This window comes from Streptomyces sp. NBC_00090, assembly GCF_045160815.1.
Classification (GTDB): domain Bacteria; phylum Actinomycetota; class Actinomycetes; order Streptomycetales; family Streptomycetaceae; genus Streptomyces.
In genome coordinates this window covers 5808218-5833713 of the sequence record NZ_CP108224.1, presented here as the reverse complement: position 1 = coordinate 5833713, position 25496 = coordinate 5808218, and the positions used below count along the sequence as shown (strand labels likewise).

Annotated in this window: 21 protein-coding genes; 8 read left to right on the top strand and 13 right to left on the bottom strand. The window is 74.0% G+C overall.

All coding sequences use genetic code 11. From position 1 onward, the window contains the following. Positions 1–44 precede the first annotated feature (44 nt). Together OG361_RS26305 and OG361_RS26300 are read left to right on the top strand one after the other, a co-directional pair. Positions 45–1619 (top strand): alpha/beta hydrolase, encoded by a 1575-nt coding sequence (locus OG361_RS26305; RefSeq protein ID WP_405857356.1) that lies wholly within the window; start codon positions 45–47, stop codon positions 1617–1619. 105 nt (positions 1620–1724) lie between these two features. Beyond that, positions 1725–3311: an alpha/beta hydrolase gene (locus tag OG361_RS26300; RefSeq protein WP_405857354.1), complete on the top strand. Its 1587-nt coding sequence runs from the start codon at positions 1725–1727 to the stop codon at positions 3309–3311. 65 nt (positions 3312–3376) lie between these two features. Here OG361_RS26300 and moeZ read toward each other — a convergent pair whose 3' ends face one another. From moeZ to OG361_RS26240, 12 genes are all read right to left on the bottom strand, one after another. Further along, a complete protein-coding gene (gene moeZ / locus OG361_RS26295; RefSeq protein WP_405857352.1) occupies positions 3377–4555 on the bottom strand; it encodes an adenylyltransferase/sulfurtransferase MoeZ in 1179 nt (392 codons plus the stop codon). A gap of 63 nt (positions 4556–4618) precedes the next feature. Continuing rightward, positions 4619–5365, bottom strand: a complete 747-nt coding sequence (locus OG361_RS26290; RefSeq protein ID WP_405857350.1) for a spherulation-specific family 4 protein — start codon at positions 5363–5365, stop codon at positions 4619–4621. Beyond that, on the bottom strand, positions 5353–6324 hold the full coding sequence (locus tag OG361_RS26285; RefSeq protein ID WP_405857348.1) for an NAD-dependent epimerase/dehydratase family protein: 972 nt from the start codon (positions 6322–6324) through the stop codon (positions 5353–5355). The genes OG361_RS26290 and OG361_RS26285 overlap by 13 nt, the downstream gene beginning before the upstream one ends. A 190-nt stretch (positions 6325–6514) precedes the next feature. After that, positions 6515–8059, bottom strand: coding sequence for a hypothetical protein (locus tag OG361_RS26280; protein ID WP_405857346.1), 1545 nt, complete (start codon positions 8057–8059; stop codon positions 6515–6517). Positions 8060–8072: 13 nt separating this feature from the next. Continuing rightward, a complete protein-coding gene (locus tag OG361_RS26275; RefSeq protein WP_405857344.1) occupies positions 8073–9734 on the bottom strand; it encodes a glycosyltransferase in 1662 nt (553 codons plus the stop codon). Positions 9735–9924: 190 nt separating this feature from the next. Continuing rightward, positions 9925–11586, bottom strand: coding sequence for a dipeptide ABC transporter ATP-binding protein (locus OG361_RS26270; protein ID WP_405857342.1), 1662 nt, complete (start codon positions 11584–11586; stop codon positions 9925–9927). Then, a complete protein-coding gene (locus OG361_RS26265) occupies positions 11583–12572 on the bottom strand; it encodes an ABC transporter permease (protein WP_405857340.1) in 990 nt (329 codons plus the stop codon). Before OG361_RS26265 ends, OG361_RS26270 begins: the two co-directional genes overlap by 4 nt. Beyond that, positions 12569–13561 (bottom strand): ABC transporter permease, encoded by a 993-nt coding sequence (locus OG361_RS26260; RefSeq protein ID WP_405857338.1) that lies wholly within the window; start codon positions 13559–13561, stop codon positions 12569–12571. Before OG361_RS26260 ends, OG361_RS26265 begins: the two co-directional genes overlap by 4 nt. Next, on the bottom strand, positions 13558–15288 hold the full coding sequence (locus OG361_RS26255; protein WP_405857336.1) for an ABC transporter substrate-binding protein: 1731 nt from the start codon (positions 15286–15288) through the stop codon (positions 13558–13560). The genes OG361_RS26260 and OG361_RS26255 overlap by 4 nt, the downstream gene beginning before the upstream one ends. Before the next feature lie 231 nt (positions 15289–15519). Beyond that, on the bottom strand, positions 15520–15615 hold the full coding sequence (locus OG361_RS26250) for an Ms4533A family Cys-rich leader peptide (RefSeq protein ID WP_384573922.1): 96 nt from the start codon (positions 15613–15615) through the stop codon (positions 15520–15522). Positions 15616–15716: 101 nt separating this feature from the next. Then, a complete protein-coding gene (locus tag OG361_RS26245; RefSeq protein ID WP_405857334.1) occupies positions 15717–17255 on the bottom strand; it encodes a DUF3152 domain-containing protein in 1539 nt (512 codons plus the stop codon). A gap of 8 nt (positions 17256–17263) precedes the next feature. After that, positions 17264–18229, bottom strand: a complete 966-nt coding sequence (locus OG361_RS26240) for an alpha/beta fold hydrolase (protein ID WP_405857332.1) — start codon at positions 18227–18229, stop codon at positions 17264–17266. A gap of 142 nt (positions 18230–18371) precedes the next feature. Between OG361_RS26240 and OG361_RS26235 the strand changes: the two genes are divergently transcribed. The 4 genes from OG361_RS26235 (at position 18372) to OG361_RS26220 (ending at position 20330) form a co-directional block, all read left to right on the top strand. Beyond that, positions 18372–18587, top strand: a complete 216-nt coding sequence (locus tag OG361_RS26235) for a hypothetical protein (RefSeq protein WP_405857330.1) — start codon at positions 18372–18374, stop codon at positions 18585–18587. Positions 18588–18788: 201 nt separating this feature from the next. Further along, positions 18789–19448 carry a TetR/AcrR family transcriptional regulator gene (locus OG361_RS26230; protein WP_384573935.1) on the top strand — a complete coding sequence of 220 codons (660 nt, stop codon included), beginning with the start codon at positions 18789–18791 and terminating at the stop codon, positions 19446–19448. A gap of 218 nt (positions 19449–19666) precedes the next feature. Beyond that, the gene (locus OG361_RS26225; RefSeq protein WP_030207540.1) at positions 19667–19894 is read left to right on the top strand and encodes a DUF3107 domain-containing protein; all 228 of its coding nucleotides are present in this window, start codon (positions 19667–19669) and stop codon (positions 19892–19894) included. A 166-nt stretch (positions 19895–20060) separates the two neighbouring features. Beyond that, a complete protein-coding gene (locus tag OG361_RS26220; RefSeq protein ID WP_405857327.1) occupies positions 20061–20330 on the top strand; it encodes a hypothetical protein in 270 nt (89 codons plus the stop codon). A gap of 30 nt (positions 20331–20360) precedes the next feature. On the opposite strand, the gene OG361_RS26215 is transcribed toward OG361_RS26220, so the two are convergent. Next, positions 20361–21083, bottom strand: a complete 723-nt coding sequence (locus OG361_RS26215) for a ferritin-like fold-containing protein (RefSeq protein ID WP_317598878.1) — start codon at positions 21081–21083, stop codon at positions 20361–20363. Positions 21084–21566: 483 nt separating this feature from the next. On the opposite strand from OG361_RS26215, the gene OG361_RS26210 reads away from it, so the two are divergent. Beyond that, positions 21567–24242, top strand: a complete 2676-nt coding sequence (locus OG361_RS26210) for a DEAD/DEAH box helicase (RefSeq protein WP_405857325.1) — start codon at positions 21567–21569, stop codon at positions 24240–24242. A 297-nt stretch (positions 24243–24539) separates the two neighbouring features. Continuing rightward, positions 24540–25466, top strand: coding sequence for an alpha/beta fold hydrolase (locus OG361_RS26205; RefSeq protein ID WP_405857323.1), 927 nt, complete (start codon positions 24540–24542; stop codon positions 25464–25466). Positions 25467–25496 lie beyond the last annotated feature (30 nt).

Genomic DNA, 25496 nt, shown 5'->3' with positions numbered 1-25496 from the left:
CTCCGCCCCGCGCGGAGGCCCGGACGGCGGCCCACCATGGCCCTATGCCGATCTCCGCCGCCCAGCGCGCCGCCCTGATCACCGCCACGACCGTGCTGCTCGCCGCCGGCTGCTCGGACGGGGGAGAGAACGCCGGCGAGCCGACGAAGCCGAGCGGATCGGCCGGGCTCTCGGCGCTGGCGGCGCAGAAGCTGGTCTGGAGCCCGTGCCCGGCGCCGTCCGCCGCCGAGGGCGGCGGGGCCGCGCCCTCGCCGCTCCCAGGCGGCGCCGCCTGGGAGTGCTCCTTCCTCCAGACGCCGCTGGACTGGTCGAACCCGGAGGGCGAGACCATCGAACTGGCCCTCATCCGGGCCCGCGCCCGGGCGGGCGCCGACCGGATCGGCTCGCTCGTCTTCAACTTCGGCGGGCCCGGCGGCTCCGGGGTCACCGGCCTGCCGGGCTTCGCCAACGAGTACGAGTCGCTGCGCTCCCGCTACGACCTCGTCTCCTTCGACCCCCGCGGAGTGGGCCGCAGCGAACCCGTCGAGTGCGCCACCGACAAGGAGCTCGACGCCTACTACGCGCTGGACTTCACTCCCGACGACGCGGCCGAGGAGCGGACCCTGTCCGACGCGCAGAAGAAGTACGCGGCCGGGTGCGAGCGGGACGCGGGCGCGGCCCTCCCGCACGTCGGCACCGAGAACGCCGCCCGCGACATGGACCTGATGCGCCAGGTCCTCGGCGACGAGAAGCTCCACTACTTCGGCATCTCGTACGGCACCGAACTCGGCGGCGTCTACGCCCACCTCTTCCCGGAGAACGTGGGCCGGGCCGTCCTGGACGCCGTCGTCGACCCGGACGCGGGCGTCGAGGAGGGCGCCCTCGGCCAGGCGAAGGGCTTCCAGCTCGCCCTGGACAACTTCGCCCAGGACTGTGTGGACCGCGGCGACGAGTGCACCCTGCCCGGTTCGAGCGTCGCCGAGGTCGAGTCCTTCATCACCGACCTGCTGGCCTCGCTCGACGAGGAGCCGATCCCGGGCATCGGCGACCGCGAGCTCACCCAGACGCAGGCCACCAACGGCATCGCGCAGACCCTGTACTCCAAGGACTACTGGCCCTATCTGGAGCAGGGGCTCGACGCGGCCGACGGCGGCGACGGCGCGCTGCTCCTCTCCCTCTCGGACTCGATGAACGGGCGCGGCGAGAACGGCACCTACAGCAACATCCAGGCCGCCAACGCCGCCATCAACTGCGTGGACTTCAAGGAGCGGTACACGCTGGGCCAGGCGAAGGAGCGGCTCGGCAAGTTCCGCGAGGCCTCCCCCGTCTTCGGCGACTTCATGGGCTGGGCGCTCGCGAGCTGCTCGCAGTGGCCGGTGCCCGGCACCTGGGAGAACCCGGACGTCTCCGCGCCCGGCTCGGCGCCGATCCTGGTCGTCGGCACGACCGGCGACCCGGCCACCCCGTACGAGGGCACGCGGGCGATGGTGAACGCGCTCGGCGAGGGCGTCGGCGTCGAGCTCACGTACGAGGGCGAGGGCCACGGCGCCTACAACAGCGGCAACGCGTGCGTGAAGAAGGCCGTGGACGCGTACCTCCTGGCCGGGAAGCCGCCGGCCTCCGGAACCGTCTGCAAGTGAACGCCCCGGTGCGGGCTCGGGTGGGGACCTCCGCGAACACCCCCGCGAACACCCCTGTGCACAACCCCTAGGATGGGCGGCCTTGCCGGGACCCTGGGGGAACACATGTCCATACGTGTACGCATGACGGTGCTGGCGGTGACCGGACTGCTGGTCGCGGGCTGCACGAGCGGCGGGAGCGGGACCGGAACCACGACGGCGGCCCCGTCCACCACCACCCCGCCGTCGACCGCCGACGCCAAGCCCTCGGCTGCCGCCACCGCCCCCGCGCTCCCCGCCTCCCTCACCGGCCAGCGCCCCGACTGGAAGCGCTGCGCCGCCCCGGAGAGCGGCCCGCGCCCCGGCACGGAGTGGCGCTGCGCGACGGTGAAGGTCCCGCTCGACCACGCGAAGCCCGACGGCGCGACGATCCCCGTCGCGCTGATCCGCAAGGAGGCCCGCGACAAGGGCGGCCGGATCGGCTCGCTGCTCTTCGACTTCGGCGGCCCGGGCGCCTCCGGCGTCGACATCCTGCCGCAGGCGGCCGAGGAGTACGCGAAGCTCGGCGAGCGGTACGACCTCGTCGGCTTCGACCCCCGGGGCGTGGTCCGCAGCTCGGGCGTCGTCTGCCGGGACGACGCCGAACAGGCCGCCGCCGAGGCCTCGGTGGACCTCACCCCGGACACGGCCGCGGAGGAGGCCGCGTACCTCGCGGACGGCGCCGACTTCGGAGCCGGCTGCGCCCGCCGCGCCGGCACGGTCCTCCCGTACACCACGACCACCGCCACCGCCCGCGACCTGGACCTGATCCGGCAGGTCCTCGGGGACGAGAAGCTCCACTACTTCGGGATCTCGTACGGCACGCAGCTCGGCGGCGTCTACGCCCACCTCTTCCCGAAGAACGTGGGCCGGTTCGTCCTCGACGCGGTCGTCGACCCGACCGCCGACACCACCGGACACGCCCGCCACCAGACGATCGGCTTCCAGCGGGCCCTGGACAACTACCTGAAGAGCACCGGCCAGGACCCGAAGGCCGGCACGGAGCGGATCGCCCGCCTGCTGCGGAAGCTGGACCGCGAGCCGCTGACCGTCGGCGAGCGCCGGCTGACCGAGGGCCTCGCGCTCACGGGCATCGCCGTCACGCTGTACGGCCAGGCCAACTGGTCCATGCTCACCCAGGCCCTGGAGGAGGCCGAGGGGGGCAGCGGTCGCACCATGCTCCAGCTCGCCGACTGGTACAACGACCGCGACGACAAGGGCCACTACTCGACCCAGTCCCACTCCCAGCGGGCGATCTCCTGCGCCGACTCCAGCGAGCGCCCGACCGCCGCGCAGGCGAAGGCGCTGATCCCCGAGTTCCGCCGGCTCTCCCCCGTCTTCGGGGCGTTCCTGGCCTGGGACACGGCCGGCTGGTGCGCGAACTGGCCGGTGAAGGGCGAGCGGGCGACCCCGGAGGCGAGCGCCCCGGGCGCGGCCCCGATCCTGGTCGTCGGCACGACCGGGGACCCCGCGACCCCGTACGAGGGCGCGGAGAAGATGGCGGAGGAGCTCGGGAAGGGCGTCGGCGTCCTCGTCACCAACGAGGGCGAAGGACACGGCGCGTACGGCACGTCGTCGTGCGTGACGGCGACGGTCGACGCGTACCTCTTGGACGGCAAGGTCCCCGCGTACGGCAAGACCTGCTCCAGCGGGGCGGTTCGTAGCGGGGCGTGACCCGTGACGGGGCATGAGAAGGGGCCCGGATCTCGTCTCGAGATCCGGGCCCTCCGTTCGGCCGCCTAGTAGACCGGCTTCTCGGGCTCGATCTGGTGGACCCAGCCGATCACGCCGCCGCCGACGTGCACCGCGTCCGCGAAGCCCGCGGACTTGAGCACCGCGAGGACCTCCGCGCTGCGGACACCCGTCTTGCAGTGCAGGACGATCCGCTTGTCCTGCGGGAGGTCCTGGAGGGCGGTGCCCATCAGGAACTCGTTCTTCGGGATCAGGCGCGCGCCGGGGATCGAGACGATCTCGTACTCGTTCGGCTCGCGGACATCGATGATGTCGATGTTCTCGCCCTCGTCGATCCACTCCTTGAGCTGCTTCGGAGTGATCGTCGAGCCGAGCGCCGCCTCCTGGGCCTCCTCGGACACGACGCCGCAGAAGGCCTCGTAGTCGATGAGCTCGGTGACGGTCGGGTTCTCGCCGCAGACCGCGCAGTTCGGGTCCTTGCGGACCTTGACCTGGCGGTACTGCATCTCCAGGGCGTCGTAGATCATCAGGCGGCCGACCAGCGGGTCGCCCACGCCGGCCAGGAGCTTGATCGCCTCGGTGACCTGGATGGAGCCGATGGAGGCGCAGAGCACGCCCAGGACGCCGCCCTCGGCGCAGGACGGGACCATGCCCGGCGGCGGGGGCTCCGGGTAGAGGCAGCGGTAGCAGGGACCGTGCTCGGACCAGAAGACCGACGCCTGGCCGTCGAAGCGGTAGATGGAACCCCAGACGTACGGCTTGTTCAGCAGCACGGCCGCGTCGTTGACGAGGTAGCGCGTGGCGAAGTTGTCCGTGCCGTCGACGATCAGGTCGTACTGGCCGAAGATCTCCAGCACGTTGTCGGCCTCGAGCCGCTCCTCGTGAAGGATCACGTTCACGTACGGGTTGATGCCGAGCACGCTGTCGCGGGCCGACGCGGCCTTGGAGCGGCCGATGTCGGCCTGGCTGTGGATGATCTGGCGCTGGAGGTTCGACTCGTCGACCTCGTCGAACTCCACGATGCCGAGCGTGCCCACGCCGGCGGCGGCCAGGTACATCAGCGCCGGCGAGCCGAGGCCACCGGCGCCGACACACAGCACCTTGGCGTTCTTCAGCCGCTTCTGCCCGTCCATCCCGACGTCCGGGATGATCAGGTGGCGGGAGTACCTGCGGACCTCGTCTACGGTGAGCTCGGCAGCCGGCTCGACCAGGGGTGGCAGCGACACGGGGACTCCGGTTGTCGGTATGTCAGTACGGTTGTTCTCCCCGTAACACTGCCACGCTCCTTCTCATTCCGAGACACCCGGTCCGATCCGCGAGACGATTTCGTCCCAGTAGCCGGGCAGCGAGTGGAATGGCGCGCTTTGTCCCGGGCCACCCGCGCGGTCGGTGAAGAAGATCGTCCCGGCCCCCTGCCAGCGGGCCACCCGCAGCGCCTCGTCGAGGTGCGTGCGCGGGACGCCGTGCACGAGGTGGACGAACTTCGCCTCCGCGTACTCGGCGGTCCACTCCGCCACCTGTGACCAGCGGTAGTCCGCCCAGGCGCCGGAGAAGGTCACCAGCTGGTCGGCGGTCTCCGCGTACCCCGGATAGGGGTGGGTGCCGTGCCCGAGGACGAGGTGCGCCTCGCCGCCGAGGACGGCCTCCAGGGTGGCCGCGAGCCGCCGCACACCGGGCAGGTCCGCCCGGTCCGAGGGGCAGCGGTCCAGGTAGAAGCCGTCCACCTTGTACCAGTCGAGGAAGCGGTGGGCGTCCGAGACCAGCTCCCCGAAGCGCCGGGAGCCGTGCGCGAGGTCCAGGTGGCCGAGGACCCGCACCCCGGCGCTGCGGAGCTTGCCGGCCGCCTCCAGGCAGTGCGGGTCGGGGCGGCTCCCGGGGCCCTCCGCCACATTGAGCACCGCCCAGTGCAGCGGGGTCCCCGGGCGGGTCAGCTCGGCCCACTCGACGGGGGCGAGCAGCGGGTGGGCGTAGCCGGGGACGCCCACCCCGAGGGCCTGGACGGCGTCGGTGGCCGCGGTGGTCGTCAGATGCGACACGCCGCCTCCATCCAGATGTCGGCGAGGGACTCCTCCAGGTTGATCCGGGGCCGCCAGCCGAGCCGGTCGCGGGCGGTGCGGACGTCGGCCTGCTGCCAGGGGCCGCAGCCGTCGGGGTACGGGTAGGGGGCGGCGGCCAGCTGGTCGGCGATGGTCCCCTCGGTGCGGGGGGCGCCGATCATCGGTCGCTGTGTCATGCCGTGCGGGGCGTCCAGCTCGTGCAGGTTGCCGGTGTAGCCGGCGACCCGGGCGAGCACGGCGGCGGCGTCGCGGAGCCGGACCGCGCGGCCGGTGCCGATGTTGACGACGCCCTGGGCGGCGGAGAGCGAGGCCGCGTGGACGGCCCTGGCCACGTCCCGTACGTCGACGAAGTCCCGCTGCACGCCGAGGCCGCTGAGCTTGAGCTCGCCGTCCCCGGCCTGCATCGCGCGGCGCATCGCCTCGGCGAGGCGGCCGAGCGGGGAGCCGGCGGGGGTGCCGGGGCCGACGGGCGAGAAGACCCGCAGAACGACGGCGTCGAGGCCGGAGCCGAGGACGAGTTCGGTCGCGGCCAGCTTCGACACCCCGTACGGGCCGCCGGGGCGGGGGACGGCGTCCTCGGCGGTGGAGGAGCCGGGCTGGCTCGGCCCGTACTCCGAGGCGCAGCCGACCTGGACGAGCCGGGCGCCGCAGCCGCTGCGGCGCAGGGCCTCGCAGACGGTGGCGACGGCGATGGTGTTGTGCCGGGTCAGCTCGCGGGCGCCGCCGCGGGTGGCGCCCGCGCAGTTGACGACGACCCCGGGGTGGACGGCGTCCAGGAAGCGGGTCAGCGCGCCCGGGCTGCCGGTGGCGAGGTCGAAACGCACGTCGGCGTCGTCGCCCCGGCCGAGGGCGGTGAGGTGGACGGCCGGGTCGGCGAGGAGCCGGTCGGCGACGAAGCGGCCGATGAAGCCGTTGGCTCCGAGCAGTAGCACCCTCATCGTGCGGCCCCTTCGTGCCGACCGGCCGGTGCTGGGGGTTGAGGGGTCATGGTCTTCGGTCTCCTTGGGAGGTGATGAGGGAGGTGACGGGGCACGCCCGCGGCGTCGGCTCCGCGGGTGCGAGAAGGTGTCTCGGCGAGAGGGTCGGCGGGTGGTGGTTGCGGTGGTCGCCCGGCCTTCGCTGGGGTTCTCACGGGGTGGCTGTGTGGGCGGAGGCCCGGGCGAGGGCGCCGGTCGCGTGGGCCAGCAGGCCGAGCGCGGCGGCACCGCAGACGAGGGTGGGTACGGCCCCGGGTCCCGCGGCGTCGACGAGGGCGCGCACGGGGGCGGCGAGCGCGTCGAAGCCGGGGGCGGGGACACGGGCGGCGAGGACGCTCGCGAGGGCGAGCGCCTCGGCGGCGCAGGCGGCGGCGAGCGCGGCGGAGGCCGTCTCGGGGAAGCCGTGGACGGTGAGGAGCCGGGCGAGCAGCAGGAGCGCGCCGAGGGCGAGGGCCCCGGCGCTGAAGCCGGTGAGGGCCAGGAGGGCGGCGAGGGCGAGGAGCTGGAGGGTCACGGTGCCGAGGAGCAGGAGCCTGGCGCCGGCGGCGAAGTCGGCGAGTCCGCGGCTGTCGGCGATCCGGCGGCGGGCCCGGCTCGCGAAGAGGTGGGCGCCCCAGGCGGCCGGGGCGACGGCGAGGGCGAGGGCGAGGAGGGGGCCGGGGGCGAGGTCCCAGGGCCCGTCGGGGCCGCCCGTGAGCACCTGGGCGAGGAGGCCGTCGCCGCCGACCGCGTACGCCAGCAGCCAGAGGGTCCAGAGGCGGGCGGCGGGCACGGTCCGGCCGCCGGGGGCGCGGAGCGGTCCGCGCCGGACGGCGAGGAGCAGCGCCCCGGCGAGCCCGAGCGCGCCGGCCGCGGCGACGGCGAGGCGGACGGAGCCGTGGGTGAGGGTGAGCCCGAGCCCGGCGAGCCCGGCGGCGGCGCCGGGCGCGAGGGCGGCGAGCACCCAGGGCGCGCGGGCCCGCTCGCCCGGTGCGGGGGCCGGCGGGGTCTCGCGTCGGCGGGGGACGCGCGCGTACAGCTCCTCGGCGAGCGCGAACACGTCCCGGTGCCGGAAGCGGGCCGCGGTCCGGTCGGTGAACCCCTGCGCTTCGAGCCCGGCGGCGATCTCCAGCGGGTCGACGGCGCGCTCGCACAGCTCGCGGTGCCGGTGCATGAGCACCTTGACGGGGTCGGCGGTCCCCCGCCGGGCCCGCGGGGCGGAGGCCGAGGGGGCGGGCGCCGGCGCACCCGGCCCCTCGGCCGGTACGGCGGCCGGGCCGCCGGGCGCGGGGGCCTCGGCCTCCGGCTCGGCCGCGCGGGGCGGCCCCTGCGGGCCGGCCGTCCACGCGAGACCGCGCTCCGGGGCGTCGGGGCGGTCGGCGCCTCCGCACGCGGGCAGGTCAGTGCTCGCGTCCGTGCCTTCGTACGCGGGACGTTCCTCGGCTCCGTACGCGGGCAGGTCGGTGCTCGCGTCCGTGCCTTCGTACGCGGGACGTTCCTCGGCTTCGCACACGGGCTCGCCTTCGTACGCGGGCTCGCCTTCGTACGCGGCCGGGGCTATCCCGGACGGTGCGGCGTCCATGGCGTCGACGGGGTCCTCCGCGGTGCGGAGGTCGTGGACCCCGGCGTCGAGCGTGGTCAGGGCCGGGGTGCCGAGGAGGGCTTCGGAGCGGGCGTCCCAGGCTCCGGGGCTCGTGGGGGCGGCGGTGCCGCGCATGGGGGTGCCTCCTTCAGGCATCGGGGCCTCCTGTGCCCGCGGTCACGGCCTGGTGCGTCCAGCTGCCCGGCACGTGGGCCTCGGCCGGGTGGGCGAAGGGCACGCCGTCCCCGGAGCGGTGGCGGACCGGCGCGTGGGAGAGGAGTTCCAGGTAGATGCCCCGGAAGGCGCTGAGGTTCTGTTCGACGGTGAAGAGTTCGAGCGCGCGGGCGCGGGCGGCGGCGCCCAGCCGGTAGCGGCGCTCGGGGTCCCGCAGCAGCGCGAGGCACGCGTCGGCGAGCGCCCGGGGGTTGCGCGGGGGGACGACGAGGCCGGTGCCGCCGATGACCTCGACGACCGCGCCGACGTCGGTCGAGACCGTGGCGCGGGCGCAGAACATCGCCTCGACGAGGCTGGTCGGGAAGCCCTCGACGACGCTGGAGAGGACGACGACCGCGGCGGAGGCGTAGGTGTCCTCCAGGGTGGGCGCCTCGGGTCCGCCGAGCTCCTCGAAGGTGACGGGGTTCTCGCCGACGGCGTGCGCCCCGGTGGCCTCGTCGGGGAAGAGCTGGGCCGCGAAGCCCTTGCAGTGCAGGAGGTACGCGTCGGCGGCGGGCTCGCGGGCGGGCACGGCGACGATCCGCAGCCGGACGTCGGGCTGCCGGGCCCTGATCTCGGCGAAGGCGTGCAGCAGGGCGACGAGGTCCCGGGCGGGTTCGACGCGGCCGACCCAGACGAGGGTGGTCGGGTCGCCGCTCTCCTCGTCCTCGCCGACCACGGCGAAGCGGTCGGCCGCCATGCCGGGGTGGACGGTGCGGATCCGGTCCCGGTCGGCGCCGCACTTCTCCTGCCAGCGGCGGGCGTGGGCGTTGCCCGGGGTGAGGAGCGCGGCCTGCCGGTAGGTCTCGGCGGCGAGCCGGCCGTGGAGGGCGGCGAGGAGGGCGCGGAGGGGTGCCGGCCGGTCGGCGACGCTCGCCGAGAGGTAGTGGGCGCGGAGCTGGACGCCGTACTCGGTGACGAGGAGCGGGGTTCCGAAGAAGCGTTTGGCCAGGAGGCCGGGGAGAGCGGTCGTGCCTCCGGCGGTGGCGTGGCAGAGGTCGACGGCGCCGAGCGCCTCCTCCTCGTACCAGTCGAGGGAGAGCGGGCGCAGGGCGCGCTCCAGGTGGTCGGCGAAGGCGAGGTGGTCGGGGAGGCCGGCGGCGGCCGCGGCCCGGCGTGCGCCGGGGGCGCGGCAGGCGGTTTCGAGGGCGCGGACGGCGTCGTCGGAGCGGAGCGCGCCGGGCAGTCCGCCGCGCTCGCGGGCGAGGTCGGCGAGGGCGTAGAGCCCGGTGGCGAAGGAGGTCTCGTCGTGTTCGGCGCAGAGGCCGGTGGCGAGGGCGCGGAAGCCCTCGGTGAAGCGGCGCCGCTCGCGGCGTCCGTAGGCCCGGCGGGAGGCGCGGTCCTCGCCGAGGGCGGCCCGCTCGACGCGGTTCCGGGGGCCGCGGTTCCCGGCTTCGGCGTCCGGGGCGGCGGTGCCCGGGTTCCCGGTGCGGACGAGCCGGGCGTTCGGCGGCAGCGGCAGCGGGGTGCCGGCGGGACCGGGGGCGTAGAGGTCGAACTGGTGCTGCCCGAGTCCGCGTACGAGTCGTTCGCACCAGGGTCCGGACTCACCGGTGGCGTACGGGTAGCCACCCTCCGTGAGCAGTCCGATCCGCATGAGCACACCCCCGATCTCCCTTGACGGCGGCCACCGTTGGTCCGGCGACTCGCAGCGGGAAGAACGTAAGCGGAGATACCGGTGGTGCGACGGACGGTTGTCCGTCGCACCACCGGAAGGGGTGAATGCACGTAACTTTCCCACCCCGGTCGCGTTCTGTCGCGGTACGCGGTGGTGCGGTCACTCAGAGTCAGGCGACGGCCAGCTCCTTGCGCCGTCCCCGGCGCTCGGCCGCGAGGACCGGGTCGAGGGAGGGGACGGCGGCGAGGAGCCGGCGGGTGTACGGATCCCGGGGTGCCCCGTACACCTGCGCCACGGTGCCCTGCTCGACGATCCGGCCCCCGCGCATGACGGCGACGCGGTCGCTGACCTGCCGGACGACCGCGAGGTCGTGGGCGATGAAGACGAGCCCGAGGCCGAGTTCGGCCTGGAGCTCGGCGAGCAGCGCGGTCACCTGTGCCTGGGTGGTGACGTCGAGCGCGGAGACGGGTTCGTCGCAGACGACGACCCGGGGCTCGGCGGCGAGCGCGCGGGCGATGCCGACGCGCTGGCGCTGGCCGCCGCTGAACTCGTGCGGGTAGGCGCCGTACCGGTCGGGTTCGAGCCCCACCCGGTCGAGCAGCTCCCGCGCCCGGGTGCGGATCCGGGTCTCGTCGCGCTCCCCGGCCGCGCGGAGCGGGTCGGCGATCGACTCGCCCACGGAGCGGCGCGGGTTGAGGGAGGCGACGGGGTCCTGGAAGACCATCTGGAGCTCGCGCCGGTACGGGCGCAGCTCCCGCTCCGACAGGGCGCCGATCTCCGCGCCCCGGTAGCGGAGTCGGCCGCTCGTCGGGTCGAGGAGCCGCACCAGCATGCGGCCGAGGGTGGTCTTGCCGCTGCCGGACTCCCCGACGATGCCCAGGGTCTCGCCGGCGTGGAGGGTGAGGGAGGCTCCCTCGACGGCGGTCACCGCGCGGCTCCGGCGGCCGAACTCCCTTCGCAGGTCCAGTGCTTCGAGGAGCGGTTCACCGCGGGGCGCCGGCTCGGCGGTCCGCGCGGGTCCGTCGAGCCGGGGCACGGCGGCGAGCAGCCTGCGCGTGTACGGCTCCGCCGGCGCGCCCAACACCCGCTCCACGGGCCCGCGTTCGATCTCGCGTCCGCCGCGCATGACGAGCACCTCGTCGACGCTCTCGGCGGCCACGCCCACGTCATGGGTGACGAGGAGCAGCGCCGTGCCCGTCTCGCGCCGCAACTCGTGCAGCAGGTCGAGGATCTGGGCCTGCACGGTGACGTCGAGGGCGGTGGTCGGTTCGTCGGCGACGATGATCCGGGGTTCGCAGGCGAGGGCCATCGCGAGGAGGGCGCGCTGCCGCATGCCGCCGCTGAACTCGTGCGGGCGCGAGCGGGAGCGGCGGGCCGCGTCGGGGATGCCGACCCGGTCGAGGACCTCCACGGCGCGGGCGCGGGCGGCCCGGCGGGTGCCGCCGGCGTGGATCCGGTACACCTCGGCGATCTGGTCGCCGACGGCGTAGTAGGGGTCGAGGGCGGACAGCGGGTCCTGGAAGACGGTGGCGGCGACCCCGCCGCGGAGTCTGCGCAGCTCGGCGGGGCCGGCGGTGGCGACGTCGATGCCGCCGACCCGTACGGAGCCGCCGACCCGCGCGCCGGTGCCCCGGTGGAGGCCGAGGAGGGCGGCGGCGACGGTGGACTTCCCGCTGCCGGACTCGCCGACGAGGGCGAGGGCGCGGCCTTCGCCGAGGGTGAGGGAGAGCCCGTCGACGGCCCGTACGGAGGTGCCGTCGCGGTCGAACTCGACGGTGAGGTGCCGCACTTCGACGAGCGGGGTGTCGGGTGAGGGGTCGCGCGGGGTCATCTCAGGACCACCCTTCGGTCGGCGGCGGCGTACAGCAGGTCGGCGACGACGCCCGCGAGGACGACGGCCACGCCCATCACCATGACGACGCCCACCACCACCGGCAGGTCGATCGAGCGCACCCCGTCGAGGAGGGTCTTGCCGAGTCCGGGGATGCCGAAGAGGGACTCGGTGAGCACCGCCCCGCCGAACACGTAGCCGAGGTCGACGGCGCTGACCGCGATGACCGGCGGGACGGCGCCGCGCAGCGCGTGGCGGGTGACGACGGACCGCTCCCCCACGCCGTAGGCGCGGAAGGTGCGGATGTGGTCCTCGGCAAGCGTCTCCAGGGTGGAACTCCTGGTGAGGCGGGCGTACTTGGCGGATTCGAAGAAGCCGAGCGTCAGCCAGGGGAGCAGCATGTTCCAGGCCCACTGCTCGGGGTCCTCGCCCAGCGGCACATAGCTCGGGAAGGGGAGCCACTGGAGGTAGGCGCAGACCACCATGAGGAGCAGCAGTCCGAGGATGAAGACGGGCGTGCCGGTCGCGGCGAGGGTGAGCACGGTCAGGACGCGTTCGGTGGGGCCGCCCCGGCGCAGCGCCGAGAGAAGTCCGGTGCCGACGCCGACGACGAGCCAGACGACGAGCGCGCCGAGGGCGAGCGAGGCGGTGGCGGGGAGCCGCTCCAGGATGAGCCGGGTGACCTGCTGGTCACCCTGGTACGACAGTCCGAGGCAGGGCGCGTCGCAGTGCACGACGGAGGTGCCGGTGGTGTAGTCGCGGCCGGCGAACATCCCCTGGAGGAAGTGCAGGTACTGCGTGAACACGCCTTCGTCGAGGCCGAGCCGCTCGCGCACCTGGGCGATCTGCTGCGGGTTGCAGCGCTCCCCGCAGGCGAGCCGGGCGGGGTCGCCCGGCGCCAGGTAGAAGAGTGCGTACACGAGGACCGAGAGCGCCAGGAGGACGAGCGCGGCACCCGCGAGCCGCTGGAGGACGTAGCGGGTCATCGGGAGGTCTCCTTACGGGTGCCCACGCGCAGCCGGCTCGCCTCGCGGGGGTCGAGGGCCGCGCGGACGGCGTCGCCGAGGACGGTGAAGGCGAGCACGGTGACGAAGAGGAGTCCGGCGGGGAGCAGGACGTAGGCCGGGTCGGCCCGGAACCAGGTCTGCGCGGTCGACAGCATCTGCCCCCAGGACGGGGTGGGCGGGGTGACGCCGACGCCGAGGAAGGAGAGGGAGGCCTCGGCGACGATGTTGCCGGGGACGAGGATCGCCGCGTAGGTGATGACGGGCGCGGCGAGCGAGGGCAGCAGTTCGCGGCGGGCGGTCCGCCACCGTCCGGAGCCCGCGAGGCGGGAGGCGGCGACGAAGTCGAGGCTCTTGAGGGTGAGCGTCTGGGCGCGCACGATCCGGGAGGTGCCCGCCCAGCCGAGCAGGCCGATGACGAGGATCAGCAGCAGCGGCCGGGGGAAGTCCCGTGGGACGACGGCGGTCAGCGCGATGGCGAGGACGAGCATCGGCAGGGCGACGAGCACGTCGGTGATCCGGCCGAGGAGTCCGTCGACCCAGCGGCTGCCGAGCCCGGTGGCGAGTCCGACGAGGACGCCGATGAGGACCTGGACCGCGGTGGCGCCGACGGCGACGAGGAGCGAGATCCGGGCGCCGTAGAGGAGGCGGACGAAGAGGTCGCGGCCGGTGCCCGGTTCGACGCCGAGCCAGTGGTCGGCGCTCGCTCCGCCGAAGGAGCCGTACGGGACGCCGCCGCGGGCCGAGTCGACGAGGTCGTCGTGGTACGCGTACGGGTCCTGGCCCTCCAGGGCGGCGAGCAGTGGCGCGGCGAGGGCGAGGACGACGAGCAGGAGAAGGACACCGGCGGAGACGAGGGCGGCGGGGCGGGTACGGAGCCGCCGCCAGACCTGCCGGGCGGCGCCCGTGGCGGGGGTGCCCGCCACGGGCGCCGACGTGTCGGCGAACGGTGTGTCGGTCAGAGCGGTCACTTGACCGCGACCTGCGAGATGTCGAGGACGCCGGTCCAGTCGCTGATGACGACGTTCTTGATGTTCTTGCCGACGAGCCGCTTGTAGACCGGGTGGAAGAGCGGCACGTCGAGCGCCTGCTCGCCGATCTTCTTGTCGAGGGCGCCCCAGCGGGCGGCGGCGGCCTGGAGGTCGGTCAGCTTGTTGATCTCGTCGATCTCCTTGTTGACCGCCGGGTCGTTCAGCTGCGCGTGGTTGTAGTTGGAGCCGTTGGCCACGATCTGGCGCCCGTCGAAGATCGGCGCGAGGAAGGGGCCGCCGGCCGGCCAGTCGGCACCCCAGCGGGAGAGGAAGAAGCCGGGCGCGTCCTTGACGCTCCAGCGCTTCTCGTTGAAGGAGTTGGGCTCCTGGCCGTCCAGCTTCACCGTGATGCCGGCCTTGCCGAGGGCCTCCTGGACGGCGGTGGCGATCTCGGGGCTGGTGGTGCGGTTCTGGGCGGTGGAGTGCAGCAGGGTGACGGTGAGCCCGTTGGGGTGACCGGCCTCCTTCAGGAGCTGCCTGGCCTTCTCCGGGTTGCCCGTCTTCCCGGCCGGGAAGTGGTCGTACGGCGTGAAGCCGAAGGACTTCTGCTCGGGCAGGAAGGTGGTGGCGGGCTCGGCGAGCGCGGAGCCGCCGGCGGCGTTGACGACGCTGGTGCGGTTGACCGCGTACGAGATCGCCTGCCGGACCTTCGGGTTGTCGAAGGGCTTCACCTTCGGGTTGAAGGCGATGTAGTTGGTGAAGCCGAAGCGGCCGGTGCCGACGCGGGCGGCGAGCTCCTTGTCGGAGCCGATCTGGGCGAGCTCGGCCGGGCCGAGGTTGGTGTCGGTGGTGACGGCGGCGGCGTCGGCTCCGGAGGAGGCGGCGAGGCGCTGGTTGATGACGGCCTCGTCGAGTCCGGACCTGACGTCGATCTTGTCCGGGTAGGCCTTGCGCTCCTCGTCGGTCTTCGGGTCCCAGTGCTCGTTGCGCTCCAGGACGAGGCGCTCGCCGTCGTTCTCGTTCTTGACGACCTTGTACGGGCCGGAGGAGACGGGGTGCTCCTCGTACGTGGCGCCGGTGTCCTTGGCCTTGGGGACGGGGGCGAACTGGGTCTGCGTGGCGACGAAGGGGAACTCGCCCTCGGGCTTCTTCAGCTTGAAGACGATGGTCCGGTCGTCGGGCGTGACGACGGACGCGAGGCCCTTCTTGTCCTTGAAGGGGCCCTGGTACGTGTCGCCGCCGATGAGCCAGTCGCGCAGGTAGGGGGCGCCGCCGGAGAGTTCGGCGGCGAAGGAGCGCTCGATGCCGTACTTGACGTCGGCGCTGGTGATGGGCGTGCCGTCCTCGAACTTCAGCCCCTCCTTGAGGGTGTACGTCCACTCCGTGGCGTCCTTGTTGGGGCGGCCGAGGTCGGTGGCGAGGTCGGGGACGACCTTGCTGCCGGCGGCGCCCGCCTCGCGGTTGCGGGTGGTGAGCGTACGGAAGACGAGGGAGGGGACGTTGCCGCCGCCGGAGGTGTAGAGGCGGGCCGGGTCGAAGTCGGTCTGGGCCTCGGTGTTGAGGACGGTGAGCGTGCCGCCCTTCTGCGGGGTGCCCGCGGCCTTGCCGGAGGTGGCTCCCTTGGCGCCGGTGTCCTCGGGTCCCGCGCAGGCGGCGACGCCCGAGGCCAGGACGAGACTGACGGCGGCCGCTGCCACGCGGCGCGAAATGACGGACGATTGACGCATCGGAGAAGACCTCTCGGAGAACTGCGGGCGGGGAAAGGGGAATTCCACGCAGGCAGCGGCGAGCGGCGGCTTCCGGGGAAATGCCGGAACACCGGAACGACACGTACGGAAAAGCCGCGCCTGCGGGGAGAGAGCCCGGGCGCGGAAGGCGTCGGCGGTACGCGAAGGAGAAAAGGGCCGACGTGCGCTCGGGCAGGGGTACCACCCGGGCGGGAGGGCCCGGGGGAGGCGTCAGCTACAGAGAACGTCGGAGACGGCGTGCCCGGTCACGCCGATGAGCGCCAGCTCAATGGCGGCGCGATCGAAGGCGACGTGACGGTGCGACATGCCGAGAAATATCTACGAACACACGCGCGATGTCAACGCGCGTTCAATGATTCCTGAGACACGCGTCTCGGAATGTGACCACCGCCGGGCCGGACGGAACATCAACTTCCCGGATACACCCAGGGGTTGGCACGACAGGCGATTCCGTCGATCCGCAGGGACTTCGTCTGCTGCTGCATCACGGGAGCGAGCGCGCCGGGCGTGCCGCAGTTCACGTGTCCGTGGCCGAGCCGGTGTCCGACCTCGTGGTTGATGAGCATCTGGCGATAGGCGTGCATGGCCTTCGGCCCGAAGGTCTCCGAGCCCCGCGCCCAGCGGAACGCGTTGATCATCACGCGTGGGGTCTGGGCGGAGTCGCAGGACACGTTGTCGACGGTCGTGTCGAGTCCGGACTTCCGGCACCACTCCCCCGTGGTGACGGGGCTCGCGAGCGTGATGACGAACTCGGGCTCCCCGGTGGAGATCCGCTCGAAGGTCATCGCCCCCTGACCGGCCCAACTGCGTTTGTCGTTCAGGGTCTTGTGCACGGCCGCGGCGAAGAGACCGGGATCGAGTCCGATGCCCTTCTCGACGTCGATCCGGTAGCGGACCAGACGCCCCTTGCCGGGCGCCTTCTGGACGCCCGGTACGGCCGCGAACTCGCCCGAGCCGTCCAGCTTCGGGTCGATCGGGAACTGCCGGGTCATCAGCTGCTCGTACGTCGGCGCAGGCGCCGCGGCGGACGCGGAGGGAGCGGCGGACGCCGGGCGGGTCGGGGCGATCCGGTCGTCGGAGCGGGAGGCGGAGCCGTCCCCCGAGGCCCGCTCGGCCGGCCCGTCGGCGGCCCGGGCGACGGGCGGGGCCGCCTCCCGGTCGGCGACCTGTCCGGCGACGACGACGGCGAGGACGGTGATGACGGCGGCGGCCGCGATGCCGGTCAGGGTGCGGCCCCGGAAGGTCCTGCCGGCCTCCCCTTCGGCCGGGGACTCCGTGTCGGGGAGGCTCTCGCGCCGGGGGCCGGGGATGAACGGCGCCCCGGGCGCGGCCTGTTCGGACGCGGTGTGTTCGGGAGAGCCCTGCGGGGGTGCGGTCCGCTCGGGTCCGGTGGACCGGTGCGCGCCGTGCCGGGGGCCGTACCCCTCGGGCCGCGGGGCGGCGTCCTCGTCGTGCTGCGGATGCCCGCCGCGTACGGACGTGGTCCGGTAGGCGGGGATGCCGTGTGCCGGGGTGCCGGGGGTTCCGTGCGCCGGGGTGTCCCCGCCGCCGTAGGCCTGACCGCCGTACCCGGGAGCGCCGTACGCGGGAGCCTGGCGTCCACGCCCGCCGTATCCGGGACCGCCGTATCCGGGGCCTTCGTACGCCGGGGTCCCCTGCGCGGGGGTCCCGTACGCCTGCGGTCCGCCCTGGGGCGCCCCGTACGCGGGGGTCCCGTACCCGGGTGTCCCGTACGGGGGCGTGCCCGCCGTGTCCGGGCCGCCGCCCGGCGCCCTGCGGCGGCGCCCCGTGCCCGAGGCCTGCCCGGTCGCGCCGGGGGCCTGCCCGGCCGCTCCCCGTGCCGCCCCGCCCGGCGCCTCCGCCGGCCCCGCCGGCCGTCCGGCCGCCGCGCTCCGCCCGGTGTCGTTCGCCGAGGGCGCGGGGCCCTTGCGACTATGTCGTCCCACGCCCCGGATCAGCTCCCGCCGTCATCGGCGATCAGTTCCCGTGCGGCCTGGGCGACCGTCTCGGGGTACTCCATCATCGCCACGTGCCCCGCGTCCGGCAGGGTCAGCAGGCGCGAGCCGCGGAAGGCGGCGGCGGCCTTCCGGCCCATCCGGTACGAGACGAGTTGGTCGCGACCACCGTAGACGAGCAGCGTCGGCGCGAGTACCCGCTCGGCCTGCCGCCACAGTCCGTGCTGCCCGCCGAGGGTGTACGCGTCGACGATGCCGCGCGAGGAGCGGGCCATCGCGTCCCAGAAGTACGGGAGCTCCAGGCGGCGCTCCATCTCCTCCACGGCGTGCCGGAGGCCCTCGTCGGTGACCCGGCCGGGGTCTCCGTAACAGAGCGACAGCACCCCGCGGACCCGCTGCTCGGGCGTCCAGTCCCGGGAGAGCTTCGCGAAGAGCGAGGCGACGCCGGGCACCGCGAGCATCACGGTCGGCCAGGCGGTGCGCTGGGCGCGCAGCTCGGGCAGGGCCGGTGCGACGAGGGTGAGCGTCCGGACCAGGTCGGGCCGGACGGCGGCGACGCGGGTGGCGACGGCGCCGCCCAGCGAGTTGCCGAAGAGGTGGACCGGCCCGCGCCCGCCGGCGTCGAGGAGCCGGATGACGGCCCGGGCGTGCCCGGTGACCGAGTAGTTGCCGTCGTCGGGCGGCGGCGAGTCGCCGAAGCCGGGCAGGTCGACGGCCTCGCCGTCGACGAGGTCCGCGAGCAGCGGCATGAGCGCGGACCAGTTCAGCGAGGAACCGCCGAGGCCGTGGACGTACAGCGCGGGCGGCAGACCGGGACGGGTGCCGGGCCGGGCGCGCACGGTGAGGGTGAGTCCGGGGAGGGCGACGGAGCGGAGCTCCTCGCCGTCGGCGACCCGTACGGCGCGGCTCCGCGATGCCTGCGGTGCGGCGGCGGTCCGGGTTTCCGGCAGCTCGGTCGAGGACATGGCCGCAATATTACGAGACGATCACGCGGCGGCGTGTGTGGGTGCCGTCACAAGTGCGTGTGCGGCGGGGCGCGTGTGCTCCTACGCTCATAGGGAGGGCCATCGGAGAGGACCGCGGACCCCGCGCGCCGGAAGGAACAGCATGACTGTCGATCCGAGCGAGCCGGACACATTCGCCGAGGAAGAGGACGTCGTGCTCGACCAGGAGATTCCCGAGGCCGACGCGGCCGAGCAGCACACCGAACTGCAGCAGCGCGAGGACGAGCACCGCACCCATGTCGAACAGGAGTCGGCGAACGAGGCCGACGCGTCCGACCAGGCGCGGGTGGTCACCCTCGACGAGGACGACTACCGCTGAGTAGCGCCGGAAATCCGGGAAGCCGCGTACTAAGGGGAAAGCCGACTACCGCTGATTTGTTCGGTTTAACCTTGAATCGACTGTCGACCAGGGCGTCCGGTCCGTGAAATTCTGCGTTCGCACCGCGCACAGCCGGGTTACCCAAAAGTACGATGGCGGCGCGGCGCGACAGCGCGCATGGAACGATTCTTGGGAGGCCGCGTGAGCGCCATCGAGCAGACAGAGGCAGCACGCCCCCGGGGCACGCGCCTGCCGCGACGTGCCCGACGGAACCAGCTGCTCGGCGCGGCCCAGGAGGTCTTCGTCGCCCAGGGGTACCACTCGGCCGCGATGGACGACATCGCCGAGCGGGCGGGCGTCAGCAAGCCGGTGCTCTACCAGCACTTCCCCGGGAAGCTGGAGCTCTACCTGGCCCTGCTCGACCAGCACTGCGAGTCCCTCCTGCAGTCGGTGCGCACGGCCCTGGCCTCCACCACGGACAACAAGCTCCGGGTCGCGGCGACGATGGACGCGTACTTCGCGTACGTCGAGGACGAGGGCGGCGCCTTCCGGCTGGTCTTCGAGTCCGACCTGACCAACGAGCCGGCCGTGCGCGAGCGCGTGGACCGGGTCAGCCTGCAGTGCGCCGAGGCGATCTCCGACGTCATCGCCGAGGACACCGGCCTCTCCAAGGACGAGTCGATGCTGCTGGCCGTGGGGCTCGGCGGCGTCTCCCAGGTCGTGGCCCGCTACTGGCTGTCCAGCGAGTCCCCGATCCCCCGCGACAAGGCCGTGGGGCTGCTGACCTCGCTCGCCTGGCGCGGCATCGCCGGCTTCCCGCTGCACCCGGTCGACGGCCAGCTGAGCGCCGAGGGCCACTGAAAGGTCGCCGAGGGCCGGTGAGGAGCGCCGGGGGCCGCTGATGGGCGCCGAGAACCGGTGAGGACCTCCACCGGACAGGGCCTCCACGGAACATTCCCGCGGGCTGTTCGCTCCTGGCGTGCTGCGGCTGAGCCGTACGCGTCCCCTCACCGGGCTAATGTGTGCAGCGTACGGCGCGGGTAGATCGCGCAACGCTGACCGTTCGGAGGGACATAGCCGTGGAGGTCAAGATCGGCGTGCAGCACGCACCCCGGGAGATCGTTCTGGAGAGCGGGCAGTCCGCCGAGGAGGTGGAGCGCGCGGTGGCCGACGCACTGGCCGGCAAGGCGCAGCTGCTCAGCCTGTCGGACGAGAAGGGTCGCAAGATCCTCATCCCCGCCGAGAAGATCGCGTACGTGGAGCTCGGCGAGCCCGCCGTGCGTCGGGTGGGCTTCGGCGCCCTCTGAGTCCCGGATCCATGAGAAAGGCCCGGCGGACCGTCTCGGTCCGCCGGGCCTTTCGTATGCCCGAACGGGCACGTCAGGGGGTACGGGAGGATTGCGTTCCGGACGCCTGGGGTAGGAGGGCTACGACCGCACCACCCGCCCCGCACCACTCGCGAGGTGATCCGCCGTGTTCCTGGAAGCCCTCGGTTCCGCCCTGCTCGGTTTCGCCCTGGCGTGGGCAGCCGCGCACCGGCTGGCCGACCGCCTCCCCTCCCGGGGGACCGTCCTCGCCACCGGCGCGGTGGGCGGAGTCTTCGGCGCACTCGTCACCCACGGGGCGCTGGGCCCCGGCCACTTCCTCGCCACGCTGATCGGCGCCGTGGCGGTGGCGGCGGTGCTGCTCTCGCTGCTGATCCGCCCGGCCTCGCGCCGGCTGCGACGATCAGCGGCGGCGTGAACAGCGCCGCCCGACCACGTACGACAGGCTCTACGCGGCCAGACCGAGCGCGGCCATGCGCTTGGTGTGGGCCTCGGTGATCCGGGAGAACATCCGGCCGACCTCGGCGAGGTCGAAGCCGTCCGCGACACCGCCCACCAGCATCGTCGACAGCGCGTCGCGCTCGGCGACCACGCGCTGGGCCTGCGAGAGCGCCTCGCCCATCAGACGGCGCGCCCAGAGCGCGAGCCGTCCGCCGACGCGGGGGTCGGCGTCGATGGCCGCGCGGACCTTCTCCACGGCGAAGTTGCCGTGGCCGGTGTCGTCGAGCACCGACAGGACGAGCCCGCGGGTGTCGGAGTCGAGCCGGGCCGCGACCTCCCGGTAGAAGTCGCTCGCGATCGAGTCGCCGACGTACGCCTTGACCAGGCCCTCCAGCCAGTCCGACGGCGCGGTCTGGCGGTGGAAGTCGTCGAGCGCCTTGGCGAAGGGCTCCATCGCGGCGGTCGGCTCGGCGTCCACGGCGGCGAGCCGGTCGCGCAGCTGCTCGAAGTGGTGGAACTCGGCCGAGGCCATCTTCGCCAGCTCCGCCTTGTCCGCGAGCGTCGGCGCCAGCTTGGCGTCCTCGGCGAGCCGCTCGAAGGCCGCCAGCTCTCCGTAGGCCAGCGCGCCGAGGAGGTCGATCACGGCGGCGCGGTACTGGGGCTCGGCGGATGCCGTGGCCCAGTCCTCGGCGGCGATCCCGGTGGGTGTGGCGTTGTCAGGCGTCTCCATGCAGCGCACAATAGCCCGCTCTCGGCACCGGGAAGGGCCTGGTCAGTCAGTGTGACCGTGCCCTCATCACGTTTTCTCCCGACACACATGCGCGATTCCGGGGTACAGTGATAAAGCGCCTGCTGAGTATGCGGACATGCTTTCGCACGTTCGGACGTATCCGGTGGGCCGACTCATGAATGAGGATGCCCGGTCGGTGGCCCGATCGGCTCCGGCCCGACAGCCCTTCCGGCGGACCCGCGGAAGGGTCACCTCAGCGGTACGACGCTCGAGCGACGGCAGTGGTCCCGTGCCACCCGGCAGTGATCTTCCCGATCCGGCCGGAAGTATCCCGGCACGGTACGACCCCCTTCGTTCGCCTCGCGCCGCGTCCACAGAAGAGGCAGCACCCTGACTACGACTTTCCGAGAGCTCGGAATCCTTCCCGAGACGGCCGAGGCCCTTGAGGCCGTCGGCATCGTCACCCCCTTCCCCATCCAGGAGATGACCCTTCCGGTCGCCCTCACCGGCACCGATGTCATCGGCCAGGCCAAGACCGGCACGGGCAAGACCCTCGGTTTCGGCCTTCCGATCCTGGAGCGCGTGACCGTCCCCGCGGACGTCGAGGCCGGCCGGGCGAAGCCCGAGCAGCTGACCGACGGCCCGCAGGCGCTCGTGGTCGTCCCGACCCGTGAGCTGTGCCAGCAGGTCACCAACGACCTCCTGACCGCCGGCAAGGTGCGCAACGTCCGCGTACTGGCCATCTACGGCGGCCGCGCGTACGAGCCCCAGGTCGAGGCGCTGAAGAAGGGCGTCGACGTCGTCGTCGGCACCCCCGGCCGTCTGCTCGACCTGGCCGGCCAGCGCAAGCTCGACCTCTCGCACGTCAAGGTCCTCGTCCTGGACGAGGCCGACGAGATGCTCGACCTGGGCTTCCTGCCCGACGTCGAGAAGATCATGAACATGCTTCCGGCCAAGCGTCAGACCATGCTGTTCTCGGCCACCATGCCGGGCGCGGTCATCGGCCTGGCCCGCCGCTACATGTCGCAGCCCACGCACATCCGGGCCACCTCGCCCGACGGTGAGGGCGCGACCGTCGCCAACATCAAGCAGCACGTCTACCGCGCGCACAACATGGACAAGCCGGAGATGGTCTCCCGCATCCTGCAGGCCAACGGCCGCGGGCTCGCGATGATCTTCTGCCGTACGAAGCGCACGGCGGCCGACATCGCCGAGCAGCTGGAGCGGCGCGGCTTCGCGTCCGGCGCGGTCCACGGCGACCTCGGCCAGGGCGCCCGCGAGCAGGCGCTGCGTGCCTTCCGCAACGGCAAGGTGGACGTCCTCGTCTGCACCGACGTCGCCGCCCGAGGCATCGACGTCGAAGGTGTCACCCACGTCATCAACTACCAGTCGCCGGAGGACGAGAAAACCTTCCTCCACCGCGTGGGCCGCACCGGCCGCGCCGGCGCGAAGGGTACGGCGGTGACGCTGGTCGACTGGGACGACATCCCGCGCTGGCAGCTCATCAACAAGGCGCTGGAGCTGGACTTCCACGACCCGGTCGAGACGTACTCCTCGTCCCCGCACCTCTACGAGGAGCTGGACATCCCGGCGGGCACCAAGGGCATCCTGCCCCGCACCGAGCGGACCCGTGCGGGTCTGGGCGCGGAGGAGCTGGAGGACCTGGGCGAGCCCGGCGGACGCCGTGGGCGCGGCCCGAAGACCGAGAAGCCGGCCGAGAAGACCGAGGAGCGTCCGGCCCGTACGCGGACCCCGCGTCAGCGTCGGCGCACCCGTGGCGGCAGCGAGTTCGGTGACGCCCCGGTGTCGACGGCTCCGGCCACCACGTCGGCGGCTCCGGCCGCTTCGGTCGCCCCGGTCGCTTCGGTCGCTTCGGTCGCTTCGGTGACCGAGGACGCCCCGGCCGAGTCCGGCCCGCGTACTCCGCGCCGCCGTCGCCGTACCCGTACGGGCGGCCCCGGCGCCGCTCCGGTCGCGCAGACCGTCCAGACCGTCCAGGCCGCTCCGGTGGCCCAGGCGACTCGGGTCGCTCCGGTGGCCGAGGCGACTCGGGTCGCTCCGGTGGCCGAGGCCGCTCCGGCGCCCGTCGCCGCGGCGCCGGTGGAGGAGCCGAAGGCTCCTCGTCGTCGTGCCCGCGCCGCCCGCCCGGAGGCCGTGACCGCCGTGCCCGCCGCCCCGGCCCGCGTGGCCCGGGAGGCTGCCCCGGCACCGCGCCGCCGCCCCCGCGTGATCCGGCCGGTCGAGGACACCGTCTCCTTCCAGACGGTGGAGACCGCCGCGGCCGCCCTGCGGAACGCTCCGGTCGTCGAGGCGCCCGCCGCCCCGGTCACCCCGGTCGTCGAGGCGCCCGCCGCCCCGGTCACCCCGGTCGTCGAGGCGCCCGTGGACGCCCCGGCGGAGCCGAAGAGGGCCCCGCGCCGCCGTACGGCCAAGAAGGCCGTCGCGGAGCCGGTCGTCGAGGCGCCCGCCGCCACGGTCGTCGAGACCGCCGAGGTCACGGCCGAGGTTCCCGCCCCGCGCCGTCGCCGCACGGTCCGCAAGGCTGCCGGCTCCCCGGTGACCGCCGAGGCCCCCGTGGCCGAAGCGCCCGCCGCCGAGCCGATCGCCGAGCCGGTCGTCGAGGAGGCCCCCAAGGCTCCGCGCGCCCGCCGCACCGCCCGTAGGCCTGCTGGCTCCCCGGTGACCGCCGAGGCCCCCGTGGTCGAGGCGCCCGCCGCCGAGCCGATCGCCGAGCCGGTCGTCGAGGAGGCCCCCAAGGCTCCGCGCGCCCGCCGCACCGCCCGCAAGGCCGCCGGCTCCCCGGTGACGACCGAGGCCGCGGTGGCCGAGGCCCCCGCCGCCGAGGCGGTCGTCGAGGAGGCTCCCAAGGCTCCGCGTGCTCGTCGTACGACCAAGAAGGCCGCGGCCGCCGAGGTCGTCGCCGAGACCGTCGAGGCCCCGGCTGCCGAGGAGGCCCCCAAGGCTCCCCGTCGCCGCGTGGCGAAGAAGGCCGTCGCCGCCGAGGCGCCCGACGCCTCGGAGCCGAAGACGCCGACGCGCCGTCGTACGACGAAGAAGGCCGCGGCCGCCGAAGCCGTCGAGGCTCCGGCGACCGAGGAGGCCCCCAAGGCTCCGCGCCGCCGCACCACGAAGAAGGCTGCGGCCAAGGCCGAGAGCTGAGCCCCACCGCGTAACGCCCGTGCGGCCCGGTCCCTCCCCAGGGACCGGGCCGCACGGCGTTGTGGCCTCCGGGGGCCAGCCCGCCCCGCCGATCGCCCCGCGCGCCCGCCCCCTCGGCCACCGGTCCGCAGACCCCACGCGCCGCCCCTCGGCATGCGATCCGCAGACCCCGCGGCATGCGGTCCGCAGACCCCTCGGCATCCGTCCCGCGTTCGCTCCTCGCCTGCCGGTCACGGCGGCCTCCCGGGCGGGACGGGCCCCCGAGCCTCCTCCGCTCCCCGCCGTTACAGTCCAGATATGAGCAAGCCCCGTTCCCTCGCACTGCCGCCCCGCACCCGCGCCCGCCGCCTCGTGACCGCGCGGGGCGACTTCGCCGTCCTCGACGCGACGCCCGTCGGCGAGCGGCGCGGGACGGTGCTGCTGCTGCCCGGGTACACCGGCAGCAAGGAGGACTTCCTGGCGCTGCTCGCGCCGCTGAGCGAGGCCGGATACCGGGCGGTGGCCGTGGACGGGCGGGGCCAGCACGAGAGCCCCGGCCCCCGGGGCCGGGCCGCGTACCGCCGCAAGGCGCTCGCCCTCGACGCGGTCGCGCAGGCCGCCGCCCTCGGCGACGGGCCCGTCCATCTGCTCGGCCACTCCTTCGGCGGCCTGGTGGCCCGCGCGGCGGCGACGCTCGCGCCGGGCGCCTTCCGCTCCCTCACCCTGCTCTCCTCGGGTCCCGGCCGGGTCGCGAGGCCCCAGCGGATCCGGGTCAGGGTGCTGCGGGGCTCGCTGGCGCTGCTTCCCAAGGAGCGGGTCTGGGAGGCGATGTGCTGGCTGGACAGCCGGGGCGAGGAGCCGGGCGCGGTGGACGCGCCGGAGCTCGTGGGCTTCCTGCGGCGGCGCTGGATGCGGACCCGGATCTCCCAACTAGCGGGCGCGGGACGGCTGTTGCTGAGCGATCCGGACGGTACGGCGGAGCTGCTGGGGTTGCGGATGCCGCTGCACATCGCGTACGGGGCGGACGAGATGGTCTGGCCGCCGGCGGAGCTCGCCGCGGCGGCGGCCCGCACCGGCGCGCACCACACGGTGGTCGCGGGTGCCGGCCACTCCCCCAACGTCTCGCACCCGCGCGAACTGACGGACCGCCTGACCGGCTTCTGGGAGCGGGCCGCCGCCCGCGAAGCCGGCCCGGAAGCCGGTGCGGGGGCAGGCGCGGGGGCGGGAACCGGTACCGCGTCCTAGCCGTCCGGCCCGTCCGCCATCCAGCCCGCC